The organism is Campylobacter felis (assembly GCF_030250085.1).
Taxonomy (GTDB): domain Bacteria; phylum Campylobacterota; class Campylobacteria; order Campylobacterales; family Campylobacteraceae; genus Campylobacter_D; species Campylobacter_D upsaliensis.
Window position 1 is genome coordinate 16916 of sequence record NZ_JANURX010000015.1, and the last position, 19346, is coordinate 36261.

The 19346-nt window shown below is 31.5% G+C and carries 22 protein-coding genes; all 22 read right to left on the reverse strand.

The window, feature by feature from the left end; all coding sequences use genetic code 11:
- Positions 1-40: 40 nt before the first annotated feature.
- Positions 41-2224 carry a DNA topoisomerase 3 gene (locus NYG92_RS07695; RefSeq protein ID WP_289234028.1) on the reverse strand — a complete coding sequence of 728 codons (2184 nt, stop codon included), beginning with the start codon at positions 2222-2224 and terminating at the stop codon, positions 41-43.
- 137 nt (positions 2225-2361) lie between these two features.
- Positions 2362-2982 (reverse strand): hypothetical protein, encoded by a 621-nt coding sequence (locus NYG92_RS07700; RefSeq protein WP_006803318.1) that lies wholly within the window; start codon positions 2980-2982, stop codon positions 2362-2364.
- Positions 2983-3038: 56 nt separating this feature from the next.
- Positions 3039-3824 (reverse strand): hypothetical protein, encoded by a 786-nt coding sequence (locus tag NYG92_RS07705; RefSeq protein ID WP_006803317.1) that lies wholly within the window; start codon positions 3822-3824, stop codon positions 3039-3041.
- The gene (locus NYG92_RS07710) at positions 3824-4573 is read right to left on the reverse strand and encodes a TrbM/KikA/MpfK family conjugal transfer protein (RefSeq protein ID WP_006803316.1); all 750 of its coding nucleotides are present in this window, start codon (positions 4571-4573) and stop codon (positions 3824-3826) included. The genes NYG92_RS07705 and NYG92_RS07710 overlap by 1 nt, the downstream gene beginning before the upstream one ends.
- A 3-nt stretch (positions 4574-4576) precedes the next feature.
- Positions 4577-5005, reverse strand: coding sequence for a cag pathogenicity island Cag12 family protein (locus NYG92_RS07715; protein ID WP_199374622.1), 429 nt, complete (start codon positions 5003-5005; stop codon positions 4577-4579).
- The gene (locus NYG92_RS07720; protein WP_289234029.1) at positions 4986-6797 is read right to left on the reverse strand and encodes a type IV secretory system conjugative DNA transfer family protein; all 1812 of its coding nucleotides are present in this window, start codon (positions 6795-6797) and stop codon (positions 4986-4988) included. Before NYG92_RS07720 ends, NYG92_RS07715 begins: the two co-directional genes overlap by 20 nt.
- Complete coding sequence (locus NYG92_RS07725; RefSeq protein WP_006803313.1) at positions 6798-7382, reverse strand: hypothetical protein; 585 nt, start codon at positions 7380-7382, stop codon at positions 6798-6800.
- Between the two features lies 1 nt (position 7383).
- The gene (locus NYG92_RS07730; protein ID WP_289234030.1) at positions 7384-8082 is read right to left on the reverse strand and encodes a Rha family transcriptional regulator; all 699 of its coding nucleotides are present in this window, start codon (positions 8080-8082) and stop codon (positions 7384-7386) included.
- Positions 8083-8092: 10 nt separating this feature from the next.
- Positions 8093-9091, reverse strand: coding sequence for a P-type DNA transfer ATPase VirB11 (gene virB11 / locus NYG92_RS07735; protein WP_213315951.1), 999 nt, complete (start codon positions 9089-9091; stop codon positions 8093-8095).
- Complete coding sequence (gene virB10, locus NYG92_RS07740; RefSeq protein ID WP_220518685.1) at positions 9072-10241, reverse strand: type IV secretion system protein VirB10; 1170 nt, start codon at positions 10239-10241, stop codon at positions 9072-9074. Before virB10 ends, virB11 begins: the two co-directional genes overlap by 20 nt.
- 10 nt (positions 10242-10251) lie before the next feature.
- Positions 10252-11139 carry a P-type conjugative transfer protein VirB9 gene (gene virB9, locus NYG92_RS07745; RefSeq protein WP_099507585.1) on the reverse strand — a complete coding sequence of 296 codons (888 nt, stop codon included), beginning with the start codon at positions 11137-11139 and terminating at the stop codon, positions 10252-10254.
- Complete coding sequence (locus tag NYG92_RS07750; RefSeq protein ID WP_099507586.1) at positions 11136-11798, reverse strand: VirB8 family type IV secretion system protein; 663 nt, start codon at positions 11796-11798, stop codon at positions 11136-11138. Before NYG92_RS07750 ends, virB9 begins: the two co-directional genes overlap by 4 nt.
- Complete coding sequence (locus NYG92_RS07755; RefSeq protein WP_289234031.1) at positions 11788-11961, reverse strand: hypothetical protein; 174 nt, start codon at positions 11959-11961, stop codon at positions 11788-11790. The genes NYG92_RS07750 and NYG92_RS07755 overlap by 11 nt, the downstream gene beginning before the upstream one ends.
- Complete coding sequence (locus NYG92_RS07760) at positions 11951-12955, reverse strand: TrbL/VirB6 family protein (protein WP_289234032.1); 1005 nt, start codon at positions 12953-12955, stop codon at positions 11951-11953. The genes NYG92_RS07755 and NYG92_RS07760 overlap by 11 nt, the downstream gene beginning before the upstream one ends.
- Entirely contained in the window at positions 12955-13758 is an 804-nt protein-coding gene (locus NYG92_RS07765) for a type IV secretion system protein (RefSeq protein WP_289234033.1), read from the reverse strand. Before NYG92_RS07765 ends, NYG92_RS07760 begins: the two co-directional genes overlap by 1 nt.
- Positions 13759-13762: 4 nt before the next feature.
- The gene (locus tag NYG92_RS07770) at positions 13763-14032 is read right to left on the reverse strand and encodes a hypothetical protein (protein ID WP_006803305.1); all 270 of its coding nucleotides are present in this window, start codon (positions 14030-14032) and stop codon (positions 13763-13765) included.
- Positions 14033-14055: 23 nt separating this feature from the next.
- Positions 14056-14478, reverse strand: a complete 423-nt coding sequence (locus NYG92_RS07775; RefSeq protein ID WP_099460824.1) for a single-stranded DNA-binding protein — start codon at positions 14476-14478, stop codon at positions 14056-14058.
- Positions 14479-14511: 33 nt separating this feature from the next.
- Positions 14512-15063, reverse strand: coding sequence for a hypothetical protein (locus tag NYG92_RS07780; RefSeq protein WP_006803303.1), 552 nt, complete (start codon positions 15061-15063; stop codon positions 14512-14514).
- Positions 15060-15620 carry a Rha family transcriptional regulator gene (locus NYG92_RS07785; protein WP_006803302.1) on the reverse strand — a complete coding sequence of 187 codons (561 nt, stop codon included), beginning with the start codon at positions 15618-15620 and terminating at the stop codon, positions 15060-15062. Before NYG92_RS07785 ends, NYG92_RS07780 begins: the two co-directional genes overlap by 4 nt.
- Complete coding sequence (locus NYG92_RS07790) at positions 15617-16252, reverse strand: hypothetical protein (protein ID WP_289234034.1); 636 nt, start codon at positions 16250-16252, stop codon at positions 15617-15619. Before NYG92_RS07790 ends, NYG92_RS07785 begins: the two co-directional genes overlap by 4 nt.
- Before the next feature lie 9 nt (positions 16253-16261).
- A complete protein-coding gene (locus NYG92_RS07795; protein WP_289234035.1) occupies positions 16262-19030 on the reverse strand; it encodes a VirB4 family type IV secretion/conjugal transfer ATPase in 2769 nt (922 codons plus the stop codon).
- Positions 19031-19048: 18 nt separating this feature from the next.
- Positions 19049-19309, reverse strand: a complete 261-nt coding sequence (locus NYG92_RS07800) for a TrbC/VirB2 family protein (RefSeq protein ID WP_006803299.1) — start codon at positions 19307-19309, stop codon at positions 19049-19051.
- Positions 19310-19346 lie beyond the last annotated feature (37 nt).

Sequence of the window (19346 nt, forward strand, 5' to 3'; positions counted from 1 at the left end):
TATTAGTAAATATTATATAATAAAATATATTTATAATAAATTATATTTTAGGTTTTCCATTATCATCATAATACATAGCCTTACAGCCTTGTTTAAATTCATTACAGCCCCACCACCAGCTTTTACCATTTTTACTTTTCATTCTCTGCAAGAATCCTTTATCACATTGCGGACATTTATATGTAGTGTCGCTATTGTTTTGTTTTGTTTCAAAATTTGGTTTGCCTTTATTATCAGGATATATAGCCTTACAACCCTCCTTGTATTCACTACACCCCCAAAAATCTCCATATTTTCCCTTGCGTTTTATTAGATAGCCTTTATCGCATTGCGGACATTGAATTTTTTGCTGATTTTTATCTTCTAAGATTTTAAAATCTTTGTTATTGCTAATTCTTTGAATTTCACCGATGACTTCTTTTGTTACTTCCTCTAAAAATTGCCCTCTTGTAAGCTCTTGTGCCTCTATCATTTTTTGTTGTTCAAACCATAAAGCTGTCATATCAGGTGTAGTAAGAGCTTTTGGAGAAAGTGCGATTAAATCCCTACCTTTTTGCGTAGATTTAACAACTTGCTTTTTATCTTTGCTTACCTCTATATATTCTCTTTCAATAAGGGTTTTTATGTGATTTGACCTTGTAGCAGGTGTGCCTATACCTCCGCTTTCTCCTTTTTTGTCTTTATCTTTTTCCATCAGTAATTTTTTAATTTTTTCATCGCTTACATATTTTGCGACACTATTTAAATCTTTAAGTAATGTTGTCATAGTGTAATAAGGGCGAGGTTTTGTTTGCTTCTTTTCAATCTGCACCAAAGCACATTTTGCATTATCATTATCTTTTAAGCTAGATAAATCATATTCGTTTTTATCACTATCAAGCTCCTCTTCTTTATCGGTATCAATATTTTTCCATAGACTTCTAAAACCGCTTTTTGTTGTTTTGCTTTGTGTTGCGGTAAAAATTTTTTGATTGATTTCTAAATTAATTGTGGTGGTTTGATATTCTCTAGGCTGAAAAAATTGAATGATAAATCTTTTAGAAATTAAATCATAAACGACTGATTCATCTTTGCTTAATTGTGATGAAATCTTGTTTTGAGTAGGAATGATTCCATAATGTGCTGAAATGTTCTCATCATTAAAAGCTTTGCTTTTTATTTTTGTATCACTACCAGCGATGAGAGCTTCAATCTCATCATTATTTAAATTTGTTTTTATGGAATTTAAAATTTGTGGAGCTTCTTCAAAGATTGTTTCAGGAAGATACTGACAATCTGACCTATTGTAAGTAATTGCTTTATGTTTTTCTCTTAAGGATTGTGTGATTTGTAGGGTTTTGTCGGGGCTAAATCCAAAAAATTTTGCACACTCTGCCTGTAAAATAAGTAAATTATAGGGTAGTGGCGGATATTCTTTTTTATTTTCTATTTTTACATTTATTTTTGCATTTTGATTTTCGCACATATTTTTAATTTCTTTAGCTAGATTTTCATCTGTAATTTTTTCTTCCGTCTTTAATCGTGCTTGAATTGTATGATTGTTAATTTCAAAATTTCCAAGTAAGGAATAATAATCGATGCTTTTAAAACTTTCAAATTCTTTATCTCTAGCAACTACAAGTCCTAAAATAGGAGTTTGCACTCTTCCTACACTTAAGATACCCTCGAAATTGTTTTGTCTAGCAATGATGGTGTAAGCCCTTGTAAGATTAATTCCTACTATCCAATCAGCTTGACTTCTCGCAAAGCCTCTTTCGCTCATACCTTTAAAATCTGCGTTAGATTTAATTTTTGCTATTTCTTCTTTGACTGCTTTTGGAGTTAAGTCATTAATTAAAACTCTAAAGACAGGTTTGGAGCTTTTAGAATACTGAATAATTTCATCGACTAAGATTTGTCCCTCATCATCTGCATCCCCACAATTTACAATAGAAGCGATTTTATCGCTATGGATTAAATCACAGATGATTTTGAGCTGTTTTCTGCTATCTTTCTTAGGTAAATATTTAAATTCTTTAATGGGTAGTGGCAAGTCCTCAAGTTTCCACAGCTTATATTTTTCATCATATTCTTCAGGTTTAGCAAGTTCTAAAATATGCCCAAAAGCCCAAGTAATAATGTCATTTCCTTTTTGTATGTAGCCTTCGCCACTTTTATAACTTCCTTCTAGTCCTTCCGCAATGGCTCTACCAAGTTCAGGTTTTTCTGCTATAAATAATCTCATTTTTTACCTTTCTTTATTACTGGATAACATAAATAATTATTAGAATATAATAGTTATTTATGTTATATATTATTAATTATAAATATATTTTATATTACAATAATTATTATAAATACACACCCATAAGGGTGTGTATATCATCTTTCTAAGCCTTTATCTTGCTTTTTTTCAGGCTCTTTAATCTCTTGGGTTTGCTGCATTTGTTGCTTTTGTTTTTGTGCTTTCATTTCAGCTTCATTAACAACTTCAAAACCTGCATTTGAAATTACAGCTACAAACTCTTTGCCTTTTTCTTTGAGTTCGCTTTTTAGCTCCTCGTTGTAGAGTCTCACATTAGTTTCCAGATAATGACTTTTAGAGCCATCTTGATTTTGGTGTTCTGTAATCCCAACTCCCTCAATTAATTCTTTTGCGGATTCTCTCTTTTGATTAATAGTGTAGTAAAAATAACCTTGCTCATTGACATTAGAGTTGATGTAGATAAAATCATCTCTATTTTGTGAATTAGTAGGTTTTAAGACGATATTATGAGTTTTTTCATCTCTATTAACAAAATAGTTTTTCCACTCATTATTAATCTTTGCAGAAAAAAGCACAGCACCGTGTTCCATTGCCGCAACTTGTCCTGCTTCTTTAATCACATCAATCAAAGCAGTATCCACTTTTCTTTGCTGAATATCACCCTCCTTGTTTTTGTAGTTTAAAGCATTGTTTGTATCAATAACAATCTTATCATTAACTAATCTTCCAAATGCCATTTTTATCTCCTTAAAAATTTTTTGTTTTTTGCAATTTTTATATATAATTCCTCCGTTCATTCACCTCCTTGTAGTGTGATTTGAATACTATTTTTATTTTCCGTAAGAATAGTTTTTTGTTTTTTTGCAAAGCTCAAGGTGAGGCTTTTATCGTCTTCATTAACGGAGATTGTTGCCAAGCCTTGAGTGATTACGCTTACTCTTTTTTGTAAATTTTCAAGTTCTGTATTTTTTGTATAAATAAGAAATAGCAGAATACCAAGCGTTATACCAAGTCCAATTGTTGTAAAGCTAAAAAATATAAGAAATGATTTTGTATTCTTTATCATTTTTGTAAATATTTGCGAGAAAATATTAAGCTTATCTTTGCCATCTTTGATAAAGCTATCAAGAAAGTCATTGTAGTTTTGTGCATTATGAGAAAGTTTATATTCCACTATCTCGCAAAATTGATTAATCTGTTCATTATATTTTTCTAATTTTTCATCTAATGATATTTTTTGAATTTCATTAGCAAATTTTGCAAAATCTTCCATAGTCTTTCTTATGGAGGCTGTTTTGCTGATGAGTTCTTTTTCCTCATCGTTTGGAGGATTTGTAAAATAAGAAACAAGAGCCAAATGCGTATTATTTAGCTCTATATAATTATTTTCTAAATCTTTAAAAATGCCATCTTCTGTATTGCTTTGCGAGTTTTGTTTGCCAATATGAATTTTGGCATTAATTTCTTTCATAATATTGGCAAATTTTTGTAATAACTCATTGTAATTAGTCGCAGATATTTCTTGCTCATTATTGACAATTTCAAAAAGATTTTCGTTAGAATTAATCTCGTTCATCATTATTTCTCATTAACCCAACATTCTTTTTTGATAGCCATTTTTTGATAATAAGCAATATTAATTTTGTAATATTTAAACCCAATTTGTTTTCTTTGATTTTGAGGCAATTTTATAAATTCATATCTGCTAATTTCTGTTAATTTTTCTCCTTGCTCTCTTTGCGATACAGGTAAGGCATTGTAAATTTCTTGCGAGATTTCCTTTAATTCATAGCCTCTTTGCCATTCTTCTTGTTCGTAAAATTTATTGTTGCAAGTGTATTTTAAATGATAATCTGTATATTTTGATGAAGATAGCAATCTGCAAGAATTTGTTAATTGTGGATTGATTCTAAAGCCATAAATATTTACATTTTTACACGAAGTGCCATCTCCAGCTCCACTACTCTCGCAAAATTGTTCAACTCTCAATAAGGTTTTTTCAATACGCTGATTCAACGCTTCTACGCTACAAGCTCCATCTAGGTTTGCTAAAATTTCGTTTTTATATTTAAGCATTTCACTATCTGCATCTCCTATGGGGCAAAGATTTAAAAAAGCTTTTCTAGCATTAATAGTTTTCCACGGCTTTTTAAAATGTATGCTAAAATATCTTGCTAAAGAGGCACTACATTCTGCTGGTTGAGTAGGACTTGCTAGACAAAGCATTGCCTCGCACGCTAATCTAGTATCTCCTGTTAGCATTTCTAATTCTATTGCATTAGAGGATACAACACCAAAAGCTAAGATAGATAAAAGAACTTTTTTCATTTTTTACTCTCCTTTAATTTTGTTAAAAAATAAAATACTAACCTTGTTGTAATCCTCTTCATAAGGATTGATAGGTTGTAATTCAATAGGGATAATGACTTGATTTTTGATAAAATATTCCTTGTAGGCTTGTATCAAATCTTCTCTACCGACTAAAATCATTCTACTAGCATTGTGAGCTAATAAAAAAGTTTTCGTTATAAGCTCATTTTTGATAAAGTCATCTTTTTCTGATTTCTTTTCAGCGATGATTTGATAAGTCCAATTTTGTGAGCTTAAAAAATTATCTTTTGGAACAAAGTTATATTGTTTTTCCAAAATGGAAGTGTTAATAGTTAAAATAGAACCATTATCTAATTTTTTTGGTTGCGGGGCAGAACACCCAACTACTAATGAAGCAATTACAGCTAAACTAAGCGACATTTTTTTCATTGTTTTCTCCTATAATTTGAATTTTTACTTTGCATTCTCCTTTTAAGATCGCATTTTCTAATTGTTCTCTTGTTGGAATTTTTCTTATTGTTGATAAGCTTTTTGAAACAGCTTTAAATTTATCCATAAAATAAGAATCTGAATAGTAAAATGCTTTATTGCATAAGATGGGTTTGCCACTATCAATAGTAATCAACTCGTTTTCAAAAGCCATTTCTCTTAGCTCTTGCGGTAACATTAAAGCTCTACTTGCTTCACTAATACTTCTTGAGCCACCACCATTACCACTTGTATTAATACTTCTTGAGCTTGTTTTAAAAGTGGTATTTCCTAAAATCCTAGAAATAGCTTCTGCGTCTTCTTGTTCTCTTGGTGCATAAAAAATTTGACAAGCGTGATTTGTTAAAAGTGTTTTAGCTCCCTCTTTTCCATAACCTAAAGGCTGTTGCGTTTCAAGTTGTGAGTTGGATTGATAAATCATTAAAGAGCGTAGCCAATATCCAGCCATAAAGCTTACAGCAGATTGATAGATAGGAATTCTACCAGGTGCAGTAAATTCGTCCATAACCATTAAGCAGGTGTATTTTAATTCTTTATTGCTTTGTGGTAATTCTTTAGTATTTAGTAGAATAAGTTGCGACCAAAATATATTTAAAATAAATCCAGCATTTGCTAATTGATCAGGCGTAATTCCTATATAAATTGTCATTTTCTTTTTGCGTAAATCTCTTAAATCAAAATCACTTGTTTCTGTGCTTAATCTTAGAGTTTCACTTTCAAATGGCACAAGAGGAGCATTAAAAGAACTCATTACGCCCGATTTAGTTGCGTCTGAGCTGATATTAAAATAAGTTTCTAAGCGTCTTATGGTAGCTTCATCTAAAATTTCACAATAGACTAAAAAATTGTATGTATCATCAAAGCCTCTAATATTATTTTCCTCATTTTTAAGAGTTAAACCTTTTGAGAGTTGTAAGATATTGTAAAAGTTAAATTCTCCTACATCTACATTAAAAGCTTTTTGAAAATCTTTTCCATTGTTACTAAGTTGCAAATCACGCCATAAATAACAAAGTCCTATGAATAGATTTTGAGCCAATCCATTGAAAAATTTTGAAGTGGAATCTCCATCAAGTGGATAAAGGATATTGCCTAAATCCATTAATTGACTATCGCAATGCTCTTTATCATTCATATCAATGTAGGTTAAAGGATTGTAGCGGTGTGTTTGTCTTGAAAATGGATTAAAAAGATAAACTTCTTGTCCTAAGATTTCTTTTCTATATTTACTGGTGTAATCAAAGCATTCTTGCTTAATATCTTGCACCACAGCACTTTCTTGCCATTCTAATAAATTTGGTATCACAATACCCACACCCTTACCACTTCTTGTAGGAGCCCCTAAAGCTACAAATTGCTGACCCCCAAATCTTAATAATTTTCCCTTATATTTTCCAATAATAATGCCCTTATCTCCAAATAAATTCATTTTTTTAATTTCATTAAAATTAGCAAATCTAGCTTCGCCAAATTGAGATTTTTTGGTTTTTAAGGAAAACACCAAAAGAGTCAAAGCAAACAAGCAAAATGCGAAAGTGATACCCAAAGAAAGCCATATTTTTGGATAATGATTAGCGACTGCCTGTAAAGTGAAGTTAATGTTATAGATTTCAATCGCTTTCATTATTTTTACTTTGTTCAAAACAAAGAAAACAATAGGAGTTAGTAAATAGGTAAAAATGAAACCTACTAGAATAAGAAAAATAATTTGAAGGCTTTTATTGTTTTGCATTTATTTCTCCAAGTCTTTATTTTTGATAGTTTTGTTTGCATTATTTTTGGTGTTAAATTCTGTTAATTTTGATTTAAAATTTTTTGTTTGATTTGCATAGTATTTTGCTACTTTAGGATTTTTAAATTCCATTTGTTTATTAAGATTTCTATCAGAGTAAAAGGTTATAATTATCTCATCAGAGGGGGATAGTGGCGTATTCGAGTGACCCTCCCCTTTGATTAGTTTATAATTTGTGTCCGTTACAATTCTAAAACGCACACTTTCATTATTTTCCCATTCATAAACTCTAGCATCGTTACTATCTTTATAGGGTTCTTTAAATATTTTTAAATATTCTCTTATGGAGTTGCCAAGATTTAATAATTCTTCTAAGCTAATTTCTCCCTCACTACCTTTTTCTAAGTGAAGTCTAATATGCTCTGCACCTCTACCCTTATCTCTTCTTTCATTGTGCCAACCCTTAACATAATGCACGACATAATCTATAATGGCATTTTCAATAGCTTCAAGCTCTGCATTAATAGGAGTTGAGTTTTTTTCATTAAAACTTACATTATAAATGCCTCGTTTTTCTTTATTCATTTTATTTCTCCAAGTCTTTATTTTTGATAGTTTTGTTTGCATTATTTTTGGTGTTAAATTCTTTAAGTTTTGATTTAAAATCCTTTGTAGATTTGTCTTGTTGTGCTATAAAATTATTTTCAAAAAATTCTTTATTTTTACTCACCATTGGATCTCTTGGTTTGCCACCAACTTCATAATGATGAGAATAAATTATTTGATTGTTCTGATTTCTATCTTTAAGTGTAATATCAACACTAAAATCTTCTTGCGGAAGTCTTTTATAAAGCTCACTCATTATTTCTGTAAGATATTTATTAGGACTATGTATTTCTTGCGTGATAACTTGCTCCATTTTATTAAAGGCATTAATAAAAGAAACTTTCCATTTATTTGCTTTTTTACCTGTTAAACCCATTGCAATAAATGAAAAACCATCACGAGACACTTCATAGGCTGGTCTAAGTTCGCCTTTTAGGTCTTTATAATTAACCAGCCGAAAATTCGGCTGGTTAAATTCTTTCATATCTCCATCATTTAAATAGTTTTTAATGATATCTAAAATATGAGTATGTCTTTTTTCAAATACTCTAGCTATATCTAAGCTGGTGCAAAATATTTGATTATTTTTGGTAGTAAATTCCACTTTTTTATTATTTATATTTACAAGATTTGTGTTTGTTGCTTCTGTTTCTTGCCTGTTAATTTTCCACATAGACATATTTATCCCTTTACTTGATATTCTCTATCTCTTTAAAATAAATTCCACTAATACGCCTTTTTCCGTGATGGGCGTGGATATGAACGACAATATCAATCAAATCTTTCAGTGTTTTTTGGATAATTTCAAAAGGCACACATTGACCTTGTGGGTTTTGTAAAGTCATTAAGGCAAGTCGTGTAAATGTTTCTTCAGGGCTTCCTGCGTGGCAACTTGTGATACTCCCTCCGTGACCACTTGCTAAAACATTGATAAAATCATAAGTTTCAGCACCTCTAAGCTCTGCTAATAAAATCCTATCAGGTTTCATTCTTAAGCAGGACTTTAAAAGCGTTGCAGAATTTAAAAAATCCGTGCTTTTTGCTTCACTTGGATAAAATAATTGCACGAAGTTTTTATGTTCGTAAAATTTGATTTCTTCCACATCTTCAATCGTAATAATCCTATCATCAAGACTGATAAAATCAATTAGTGTTTTCATAAAGGTAGTTTTTCCACTCCCTGTTTCTCCAGCAATGATGATGTTTTTACCATAGCTTACAGCCTTAGAGATGAAGCTTTGATAATCTTTTTCTTTATAAAGCTTAATGAGTTCTGCATCGCTAGGTTTGATAGGGTTTGTATCATTAGGATTTAAATCCTCAAAAAGTCCGCTTTCAATATGATTTTGCATTTTAAAGCGAGTTTTGCTAGGTTTTCTAATGGTGATTGAAATATGTTCACTTTTAGTAGCAGGTGGGATAACGATTTGCATACGCTCTCCACCTACTAAAATACAACTAAGAATAGGACGAGAAACATCTATTTTGTCTTTTTTAAAAGCAGCAGCCGCAGTTGCAAAATGTCCAGCTTTTTCAAAGTCAAGCTTACTAGGTATAGCTTCCCATAATCCTTTAGAATTTTGTAGCCATACTTTATCATCGCCGTTGTAACAAATTTCATTGATAGAATCATCTTTTAAAAATTCTCCAAAATATTGATTTGTATATTTATCTAGGGTGATTGACATTCTTTTTCCTTGTAAGTTTATAAACCTTTGAAAAATCAATATCTCTATTGACATAAACGCCAACTAAATCGCCGTGATTTTTATAAAGAGTTGGCTTAATATCAATCATTTTTTCTAAAGCAGTGTTAGCGATTTCACCGACATTTTCCCTTGTATTCTCACTATAATTGTAGTAGTTATTGCCATTTTTATTGTTTTTGCTTAATTGGTCAGCTAGTATTGCCATACCATCATCAATCATTGAAAGTAAAATGGCAGAACCAAATCGTTTTAAATAGTGATGATCCACCCAGCCTTGCATTCCACTAGCACCTAGCTCATCAGTAGCTCCAGAATATACAGGAATAATAATATTATTAGGTGTTCTAATTTCTTGCCAAATAACAAAAAGTCTATCCATACCATCATCCATTTGACCCGCATTAAATGTTCCTGTAATAGTGCTACCTTTTTCAATTAAAAGTGTGTTGCCATTTGCAGAATAAACATCATTAGATACTATGCAGGCAATCCCTCCTTTAATAGAGCTAACAAGCCTTGTTTTTAAAGCACAGCCAATATAAGTTCCTTTAGACAAAAGAAGATTTTGGTCAAACTCACTCACTTTAGCAATTGTAGGAGTGAAAACTTCACCTGTAAATTCTCCTCCACCTTGCAAATTATTAGAATTTTGCAAAGCACCATTTTGCCCAAATTCAAATAAGGTATTTGGTTTCTCTCCAAACTCTCTGTTATTGCCAGCATTGCCTCCATCAAATCCTCCGCTATTAGTTGAAGCAATGACCGTAACTCCTGCACCTTTTACAATTCTAGGCTTTGGAGGTTTTGGCTCAAGCATTAAAGGCTGTTCTTGTTGTGGTGTGTTAGCGATAAGCTCGTCAAATGTCTTTTGTGGAGGAGGTGGAACAAATTCTTTAGCCTTAACGCTTTGAGCTAAATCTTTATTTTCTTCCTTTGGTGTTTCTTCAACACTTTGATTATTTGATGAAAATGATTTTAAGAAATAAACAATTAAAATGATGAGCAATAAACCGCCAATAGCAAAGATTGTATAAGCTTGTATCTTTTTGAGATGATTTTTTTGCTCACTCAATTCGCTTGTGTGGCTATCAAAGTCATTTTCTAAGCTATCTTGCTCTTTATTTTGCATAATTTACCCCTTATTTTTTATTAATTTCTCTTTGAATATTTTCATTAGAAGTTTCTCTTGTTTTTCTCAAAGGATTTTTTGCGTATCCACGATTAAAAATTCCTACGACCTTATCCCCACTTCTTAATAAAATTTGTTTTGTGGTTTTTTGTATCACTAAAACTTCATAGTTGCCGTCTTTTTTAATATGAGTGTTTAAAATGCTTTCTTTGCCATTTTCATACATAAAAACAGCAGGAAAGGTTTTAGTATTATCAAAACCTAAATAGGTAAAAACACCATCATCATACGCAAAATTTGGACTTATATCCTCACTGCCTTTATTGACTTTCATATAAAAATCCCAATTTCTAGGAATGGTATTTTTATCTAAATCCGTGCGTATATTTTCTTGTTCCACAGCTTCTAATAATTCTTTGGTTGCTTGTAAATCTTTTTGAGGATAGGAGAAGCTAAGTTTATAAGTTGTATTTTTATTATTAGCGACTAATTTTAAATCAAATACATAGGTATTTAAATTTGTGATGACAATTAGATTTGTTTTCCAATCATAAGGATTAGGATCTACAACAAATTCTTGTGAGCTTTGTTGTTCTGCTGTGCTATTTTCATCTTGATGAACTAATTGCGTTTTGTAAGCTTTAGGTTTGATAAATAATAAATTGTCTTTTTGAGTTAAGTCCCAACCTTCAGCAAATCCTGTGGCAGTATTGATAATTCTTTCATCAACACCAAATTCTAAAACACTTACATAGCCATTTTTAGAATTAATTTGAAAAACATCATCGGCATTATAAACCGCATAAGCGATTCTTTTATCAAATGTAGAAGTTTTTGGGACATTCAAAGCCCAAACGAAATTACCTAATAATAAACTTGCTAAAATTATCTTTTTCATTTTTCTACCTCATTATCAATTCTGTATGTTAAAACTTTAAATCCTAGTGGATTTAATAGTCTATTTTCTTCACTAGCTTTTCCTAGCGTGTAGTCATAACTTAAGGTGATGACTTTTGTAGCTTGTGATGTGCCTCTACTGGATAGATTTTTTGTAGTAATGTTTGCTCTTATTGTTGAAGTTTTAACTCCATTGCTTTCTCCTAAAACAACACTTAAAATTTGCACGCTTACTTCATTAGAGTTTTTTAAAATTTGGTCTCTTGCATTATCTCCCTCATACAAAGCCCTATACTCATTTGCAACATTTTCTGAACTCATTAATTGGGTGAGTAAATAATCTTGGTTTAAAAGCTCGTAATAATAACCCTCTCTAGCTTTAATGTATTGGGAGATAAAGTATTTATCCAATGCTTCATTTTGCGTGATTTCTTTTTCATCAAGCAGAGTTAAAATATCCACCATACCTGTGGTGTTATCTACCCTTATTACATAAGGCTCTATGGTTTTTAAAGGTGTTAATAACACAACAGCAATAAGAGAAAGAGAGGCTATAAAGATTGCAACAAAAGAGATAAGCCACGCTCTTTTGTTGCTTTGCTCTATCAAATATCTAAAACTTGCTTCGTAATCTAATGCTGTATTAAAATCATTTTTCATTTGCATTACCTTTATTTAAGTCTTGATTTTGCGAATTAACAGGTATCCAACCTTTTTTATCGCTGAAAAAATCATCATATCTACCCTGATGTTTAGCACTACAAGCACTCAACATCAAAACACCAAAAAACAAAATAAAAACAAATTGAAATTTACGCTTCATTTCTAGCCCTTTCATACATTTTTTTAGCTAAACTATAACCACCCTTACCTAAACCCTTACCCACAGCCCAAGCACCTTTAGTTGCTAATTTTCCACCAGCTTTACCATAATTCATAGCCATTCCAGCAGCCTTACCTGCAGGTTTCATAGCTAATTGACCAGCAGGACTTAAAACAGAACTCATCGCACCACCCATAGCACCATCCATTGATACATTTGCAACTTTTTCAGCAAAGATTTTTGCAGAATAAATCATAATAACTAGTATCAAAGAGGCAATGACATAGAAAATGCTTGTTCCTAATACATCGTCTCCTGCGTAGGTTGCCTGTGAAAAATAGTTAATCCAAGATGACATTTGATTCATAAAGGTTTTTAAAAACAAGCCAACAAGTAAAAGCACAAGAGTATTTGATAATAAAAGCCCTATCCATTGTGTAAAGACATTTCTAGTAGCTTTAAAGATTAAAAGCCAAAATACTATAGGAGCAGAAATTACAAGCAGGGTTTGTGTAAAAGTTGTAACAATTAAGATAGAGAGTGTTGGAATAACAGCAATACAAAATCCTATATAACAAAGACACATTGCTACAACAGCCAAAATAGTATCAAATCCACTTGCTTTAGCCCATATTGCATTTGTTAATTGTGAGGTTTTTGCAAACATTTGATCTAGGTTTTGATACATTTGTGCTCCCCCACCAGCCCACTCATAAATTCCATCCATTGCACCAATAACTAAATCTAACCAACCTCCAAGATTTAAAGCAAAGGTAATAACTAAAAGCTTTCCTGCTATATCCCAAGTAAGCTCTCTAATAGGACTTTGACTTTTACCCATTAACACCTCATAGCCTTTATACATAATGACTAGGGTGATGATGATAGAAAACAACACCATAAGTTCAGCAATCTTATCGCTTGTTCCTGTTTGTCTAATGGCATTAATAATTTGTTCTATACTTAGACCCAGAGTTTGAAAAAGATCTTTCATTATTTATCATTTGCATTTTGATTTTTGAAAAACTCCATAGCACTTTCTCTCGGCTTCTGAAGTGATTTTGAGTATTCCTGCATTGCTAAATCTTTTTTGATATTTCTTTGATTTTCATAGCTTGCATTAGCTAAATCAACTTGATTTTTTACCATTTGTATTTTTGCAACCTCTAGTTGAATAGCATTGCCCACATCAGTGCTTTCTTTAATGTCCTTTGAATTGACTAATCGCTCTTGCAATTTTTTAAGCGTTTGACTAATGGTATCCATTTGCTTTGAGGCTTGATTGTAGGTTTCTACTTGAGCAGCATAGGTGATTAAATCCATTTTGCAGATATTTTTTTCACTTTGACTCATATAGTCAAAATTACATCTATCAAAACTTGTATATTTGCCAAAAATTTCATTACCTTTATCGCTTAAAAATTCTTGTGGGTCTCTTAGAACATCATTGTAAAAGGATTGAATGTTTTCTCCAGCTTCCGCAAAATCTGAATAGATTTTTTTTATATCTTTCACAAAAGCCACAGAATCTCTAATGCCTGTTTTTGATAAAAGTTCGTCTTTATAGGCTTGGATTTGTTTTTGATAGTGCGATACGGTTTCAGTCCATCTTGTGGCTTCTTTAGCCCACTCTGCAACTTGTTTAGCATTTTGTGTAGCCATTTGTTGATTTGCGGTCGTATCTACCACAGGAATACCTGCACTAAATGCTAAGTTAGGCAAAACTAATAAGGAAGTAAGAGCGATGAGGGATTTTTTAATCCCTGTTGTTTTGCTTGTATTTAATGTTTTTTTCATTTTATTACCTTTCTAGTGTTTTTTCTTGTTTTTTTGAAAGCTCTTTATCAATGGAATCTTCTAAAATTTGATTAATATCCTCTTGTAAAAAAGAAGATATATATTTATTATCCATATAAAATTGATACGCTTCATCTAAAACAATTCGCTTTTGATTTGCGGTGAGTTTTTCCATTGAAGAGTTTTTTTCAAATAAAAACAAAGCTTTGATTAGCTTTTCATAATTTAAAGCTCCCATTTTGTCTGCCAACTCTTCAACGCTTAAATTTTCCATAGATATAACTCCTTTTTTTATGTTTAAAATGGAATTTCTTCAGATTCCACATTAACGGCTTGGTGTTCATATTCAACGCTTGGTTCTTTTGGTGGATTTTGTATTTCTTGTGGAGTTTCTCTATCTTTTTTGCCTAACCAATAGAATTTAGACACGATAACGCTTAGTGTTGTTTTAACATTTCCTTGTTCATCGGTGTATTGACTAGATGATAATTCTCCACTACACGCAAATTGAGAGCCTTTTTTGATATACATAGAAGCACTTTCTGCACTCTTGCCAAATAAGACAATAGGTATCCAAGTCGTGCTACTTTCATCATTGCCTTTTTCATTTTTCCAACGCTTAGTGATAGCAAGAGAATTTTTTGCATAAAGTTTTCCTCCACTTGTATTACCTACTTCAAAATCTTTGCCCAAATAGCCGATTAAATTGATATTATTCATTGTTTAGCTCCTTTTTATTTGAGTAATATATTTTCATCGTTTCAACTCCTTTATATTGATTTGAGTTTGAGTTTTGTTTTTGGTGTTAAATTCTTTAAGTTTTGATTTAAAATCCTTTGCGGATTTGTCTTGTTGTGGTATAATTTCATTAGCAGTCGATGAAATGTTCTTTTGAACCAGTCGCCCGTCAAGACTTTGGGCTTGAGTGTAGGAGGTGTGGGCGTTCCTACCATCGGCTACTACATCTTTCTTTGCCATTAATTCTAAATTTTTCAATCTTTTTTCGTTAGCGTGAAAAATCTTGCTGATATTTTCATCTTTTCGAATCCCTACTTCACCCATTTTCTTTTCGTTTAGTTTTTTCCCTGCAATGTAGTCTTTTTCACTTTTTGGAGTTGGATTATTGATAATGATTTCAGGGTCATTGATAACTTTTTTGATTAAGTTGGCAACCTGTTCTTTGTTTTGAAACATTTCAGGGTGTCTGTCTAGTAAAATTTGTAAATCCGCAACAGCTTCTTTATCTCCTAAAAGATCTACTAATCTTTCACAAAGCTCAAAAATTTCTAATTCTTTATCACTCATTGCGAATTCTTTGGGTCTTTTGGTGTGCGATTATCAACAAGATAATCCAAAGAAAAAATATTTTTAGCTTCTTTAGAGTGCGGTTTATCTGTTATAATTACACTAATTTTGTAATCACTTTGAGGCAAATTTGGTTGCACAAGTGCCATTAAATCTATAATGTATTTATTAGGATTTAAAAGTTCTTTTTTTAGAAGTCTTTCCATTTCATTAAAGGCATTTAAAAAAGCGATTTTCCATTGTAGTGCAGTTTTTCCTGTAAAGCCCATTGCTAAAAGTGAAAAACCATCTCTGGTTAGATTATACATAGGCATTTTTCTATTAACTATCTTTCCATTTTTAGGGTTCGTTGTTTGCGAGGTTCTTACGACCTGCCGAAAATTGAGCATTTCGTTGGAAGCCCCTATTTCTCGTAAATCGCTTAAAATGCGTTCAATGCTTACTAGTATATGTTTATGTTGCTTTCCAAAAACCCTAGCTACATCTAAACTTGTGCAAAAAGTTTGATTATCTTGAGTGCTAAATTGCACTTCTTGTTTATTAATAACCACATTCATCGTTTCAACTCCTTTATATTGATTTGAGTTTGAGTTTTGTTTTTGGCGTTAAATTCTTTAAGTTTTGATTTAAAATCCTTTGCGAATTTGTCTTGCTGTGGTATAATTTCATCAGCAGGATTGTGAAAATTGCGGTCGTTAAACTCTCGGCGAAGCTGACCCCGTTCGTCCCTTCCTGTCTTTGAATGTGCTGTTAATAATCTATGCCCATTTCCATAATCTCTTTCGCCATAGTTTAAAATGCTTCCATCATTTGCCTTTACTCTCCAGCTATATCCTTGATACCTTTCATCATACTCTGCCTTCACGCCCTTAGCCACCTTAGGAAAAGAAAGCATTTCTTTAGTTGTTACCATACCTCTTAAATTTGGATTATCAAGGTGCTTAGTGATTTCTTTCTCCATAAAATCTTTATCAACCTTAATGTCCCCTAGCTCACTTTTAACCATAGTATGTGTTTTATCCTCTTTTAGCACCTTATACATACTAGAGCTTTCTTTTTTGCTTTGTTTATCCCAAGCGAGGTCTTTAAGATTAAGTAGTCTTTGCTTAATCGCACCAAGAGTTTTTTCAAGCTCTTTGACTTCATTTTCTAAGGCTAAAATCTCTTGTCTTAGTTTTTTATCTCTCATTTATAACCCCTATGAATTCCTATAAAATTCTTTAAGCTCTGCCACTTTCTCATCAAGGCTTTTATGATTTTGTGCAAATATTTTTTCTATGGTGTCTATATGAGCTGTTCCTGTGGAGAGAATTTTTAAATTCTCATTGCCTAAAGAGCTTAAATCCAAAGTGCAAATAACTTTTTCATCTTGTCTTTTGATTAAAAATTGTCTTTTTGAGGGTTTAAACCCTTTAATAATCATATACTCATCATAGCTTAAGCCTATTCCTTTTACATATTCTTCTTCTTTAGCTTTTGGATTAGGTAAAAATACCATTGTTGCGGATTGTTCTATAAGTGTTGTTGCGTTTTTAAGTTTTAAAAAGTCTTCCACGCTTTGCGTTGCTAATCTTAGAAAGCCATTTTGTTTTCTAATGGTTTTAAATTTATTTTTAACTTCTTCTTGCACGATGTCATTTTCAAGCCACTTCCAAGCCTCATCTATATCAATACAAAGTCTTCTACCATCTGCTAAACTCATCACACGCCAAAGAATGTAATAGCTAAGTATCCCTGATACATCTTTATCATCAAGGAATTCTGTGCCATCAATGCCAAATAGATTAATTTCATCGGGGAAGTCTAAATTGTCAAATTCATTATCAAATACCCAGCCAAATTGTTTGCCTTTTTTAAAAAGTGCTAATCTTGATTTTAGAGAATTGTCATCATCTACATTTTCTGTTAAATTTTCAAGTAGCAAAGAGATAGGATATTTTCTCTCCTCCTTTTCAAAGCCTTTCATAAGAGAATTGACTGCATTATTAAGCATTTCCTCTTCTCTAGTTGTAAGGATTTCATTATTTCTAGTAACTAAAAGCTTCATTAGGGTTTGGAGTTGTCTTATATTTTCTTGTGTGCTTTCAACCATAAAAGGATTAAATCCTGTGGGCTTGCCATTTTCAATGCTAATATATCTGCCACCTGCACATAAAATATTGCCTAAAGCTCCTTTATCTTTATCCAAGTAAATGGCTGTAAATTTTCTGTTTTCTTGTGGTATATCATCAGGGAAAGTGTCTTTATTTGCATATTTAAGCATTTGATTGACGATAAAATTCATAAACACGGTTTTACCACCGCCACTTTGACCTAATATTAAGGTATTTGCTAAAAATAGCTCTCCAAAATCATTTTTATTAACTCCAGAGTTTTGATGAAAGTTAAAATAATAAGGCTGTTTATTAGGAGTTTTGAGTATGCTTACAGCATCACCCCAGCAATTTTTATCTCTTTTCCCCATAGAAAAATTATGTAAAGCTATTAATGAGGAATAATTAAGCGATGAAATAAGATTAATTCTTGGGCGTATGGCAAAATTTGATGGTAGTTGCGAAAAGAAAGTTGCACTTAGGGCAATGTTTGCTAGTGTTACTGCAAATCCTAATTCATTCATCTTTGTAATGACTTGATTTGCATTATCTTTACACTCCTTTAAGCTATCTCCATAAACAAGAATTGAAAAATGGTATTTTCCAAAAGAAATCTCCCCATTTGTGAGCTGATCTAAAGCTTCATCAATTTGCTCTACTTGCGAAAATCCATCATCTTCAGTTGCTATGAGCTGCTTTTTTTGTCTAGATATTGCGGATTTTGCGTCTATTCTAGGAATAGGTGAAAAGCTTTGAGTGATGATATATTCAATATCTAAATACATCAAAATATCTAAAATACCCGAAAAAGTTTCATTTGTATAATCTTTAATTTCAATACATCTAGCAAATCTTTTTACACCATCATTGCTATTAATTTGAATAGTTTCGTGTCCAAATTGTATGTTTTGTAGATTGCCATTTAAATATTGATGTATGGGAGCTTTTAAGACTCTTACAGGATTAATTTTTCCACCGAGTAGATAGTTGTAAAACTCTAATTGTTTTGAGTAAGTTTTATCATCTTTTAAATATGTTTTTAATCGTTTTGGATTAAAATCTTTGATATTCGCTTCTAATCTATCGGTAAATTCACTAAATTTAATTAAAAATAAGCTAATTGCCTTTCTTTTGCTTTCAAAAGAGCTTTTTAGAAATGTTGTTTTTTCAATTTTTACCTTTAAGGGATTAAAAATTAGGGTTAGATATAAAGAATTTTTTCTAAGCGTTCCCTGTTTGAAAGATTCATAATATTTTTTATCAATCTCTTCTAAAAAAGCATTGTTAAATTTTGAAGTCAATTTATCTTCAATAGAATATCTACAATTATGAAAATAAAAACTTACAGGCTCATTTGCGAAAGATTTAAATAACATATTTAAAAGATCATTTTTCATATCCAATTCATCATCTTCCTCAGCTTCAAAACTAATTCCACCAACTTCCCAAGTTGTCATCAAAAAATAATCTTTTGTAATCACCACAGAATCACTAATTAAAGATGAAAAGGGAATAAGCTTTTCAAAACTAGGTTCTGCGTTCAGTCCAAAAACTGATATTTTTGGGAAATTTGAGTTTTTTGGCATTTGTCTATAAGAATTTGTGCTATATGTTTTAACCTTATAATAATTCTTAGAAGTGGGATTAGAGAAAAATCTCATCTTTAAAAACATCAAGCGGAAAATAAAATCATCTCTTTTTGTCATTGCTTTCATAATGAAAAATACAGGAATTGCAAAAGCAATTAAAAAGATATTTTGACTATAAAACGCAAGCAATAAAATGCCTCCCATTGCCATAACAAGAGGTGTCATAGGAACACCAAAAATCATAGGAGGACGAGTTAAGCCCTTAAAAAGTGGATTTTTCTGCATTTTTAATCCTGTTGCAAGTTATGAAATAAAATAACCAGCAAGTGCCGAAGCCGAACCAAAAAGAATACCACCGATAAAAATAGGAGCAACCTCTCTAAGTGTTTGTCCTTGAAACATTATTTTAGAACCACCCCACATAATTGCAATAGTAAGTATAAATACGCCAATAGCATAGAAAGCTGTGCTTAAATTCTGCAAAAAAGTATTAACTTTATCTATCCCACCAGCTCCAAATAAAAATGTGGAACTTATAAGAACCAAAGCGAGTGATTTTTTCATTTTTTTCTCCTTGTTATAAAAAAATGTTCGTTAAATT

Excerpts from the sequence above, each read along its gene's own strand:
- NYG92_RS07705 (WP_006803317.1), bottom strand. The coding sequence starts at position 3,824 with ATGATGAACGAGATTAATTCTAACGAAAATCTTTTTGAAATTGTCAAT.
- NYG92_RS07770 (WP_006803305.1), bottom strand. The coding sequence starts at position 14,032 with ATGGAAAATTTAAGCGTTGAAGAGTTGGCAGACAAAATGGGAGCTTTA.
- NYG92_RS07720 (WP_289234029.1), bottom strand. The coding sequence starts at position 6,797 with ATGCAAAACAATAAAAGCCTTCAAATTATTTTTCTTATTCTAGTAGGT.
- NYG92_RS07695 (WP_289234028.1), bottom strand. The coding sequence starts at position 2,224 with ATGAGATTATTTATAGCAGAAAAACCTGAACTTGGTAGAGCCATTGCG.
- NYG92_RS07725 (WP_006803313.1), bottom strand. The coding sequence starts at position 7,382 with ATGAATAAAGAAAAACGAGGCATTTATAATGTAAGTTTTAATGAAAAA.
- NYG92_RS07755 (WP_289234031.1), bottom strand. The coding sequence starts at position 11,961 with ATGAAGCGTAAATTTCAATTTGTTTTTATTTTGTTTTTTGGTGTTTTG.
- NYG92_RS07760 (WP_289234032.1), bottom strand. The coding sequence starts at position 12,955 with ATGAAAGATCTTTTTCAAACTCTGGGTCTAAGTATAGAACAAATTATT.
- virB11 (WP_213315951.1), bottom strand. The coding sequence starts at position 9,091 with ATGTCAATCACCCTAGATAAATATACAAATCAATATTTTGGAGAATTT.
- NYG92_RS07785 (WP_006803302.1), bottom strand. The coding sequence starts at position 15,620 with ATGAATGTGGTTATTAATAAACAAGAAGTGCAATTTAGCACTCAAGAT.
- virB10 (WP_220518685.1), bottom strand. The coding sequence starts at position 10,241 with ATGCAAAATAAAGAGCAAGATAGCTTAGAAAATGACTTTGATAGCCAC.
- NYG92_RS07775 (WP_099460824.1), bottom strand. The coding sequence starts at position 14,478 with ATGAATAATATCAATTTAATCGGCTATTTGGGCAAAGATTTTGAAGTA.
- NYG92_RS07700 (WP_006803318.1), bottom strand. The coding sequence starts at position 2,982 with ATGGCATTTGGAAGATTAGTTAATGATAAGATTGTTATTGATACAAAC.
- NYG92_RS07780 (WP_006803303.1), bottom strand. The coding sequence starts at position 15,063 with ATGAGTGATAAAGAATTAGAAATTTTTGAGCTTTGTGAAAGATTAGTA.
- NYG92_RS07730 (WP_289234030.1), bottom strand. The coding sequence starts at position 8,082 with ATGTCTATGTGGAAAATTAACAGGCAAGAAACAGAAGCAACAAACACA.
- NYG92_RS07800 (WP_006803299.1), bottom strand. The coding sequence starts at position 19,309 with ATGAAAAAATCACTCGCTTTGGTTCTTATAAGTTCCACATTTTTATTT.
- NYG92_RS07765 (WP_289234033.1), bottom strand. The coding sequence starts at position 13,758 with ATGAAAAAAACATTAAATACAAGCAAAACAACAGGGATTAAAAAATCC.
- NYG92_RS07715 (WP_199374622.1), bottom strand. The coding sequence starts at position 5,005 with ATGAAAAAAATGTCGCTTAGTTTAGCTGTAATTGCTTCATTAGTAGTT.
- NYG92_RS07790 (WP_289234034.1), bottom strand. The coding sequence starts at position 16,252 with ATGAGAGATAAAAAACTAAGACAAGAGATTTTAGCCTTAGAAAATGAA.
- virB9 (WP_099507585.1), bottom strand. The coding sequence starts at position 11,139 with ATGAAAAAGATAATTTTAGCAAGTTTATTATTAGGTAATTTCGTTTGG.
- NYG92_RS07795 (WP_289234035.1), bottom strand. The coding sequence starts at position 19,030 with ATGCAGAAAAATCCACTTTTTAAGGGCTTAACTCGTCCTCCTATGATT.
- NYG92_RS07750 (WP_099507586.1), bottom strand. The coding sequence starts at position 11,798 with ATGAAAAATGATTTTAATACAGCATTAGATTACGAAGCAAGTTTTAGA.
- NYG92_RS07710 (WP_006803316.1), bottom strand. The coding sequence starts at position 4,573 with ATGAAAAAAGTTCTTTTATCTATCTTAGCTTTTGGTGTTGTATCCTCT.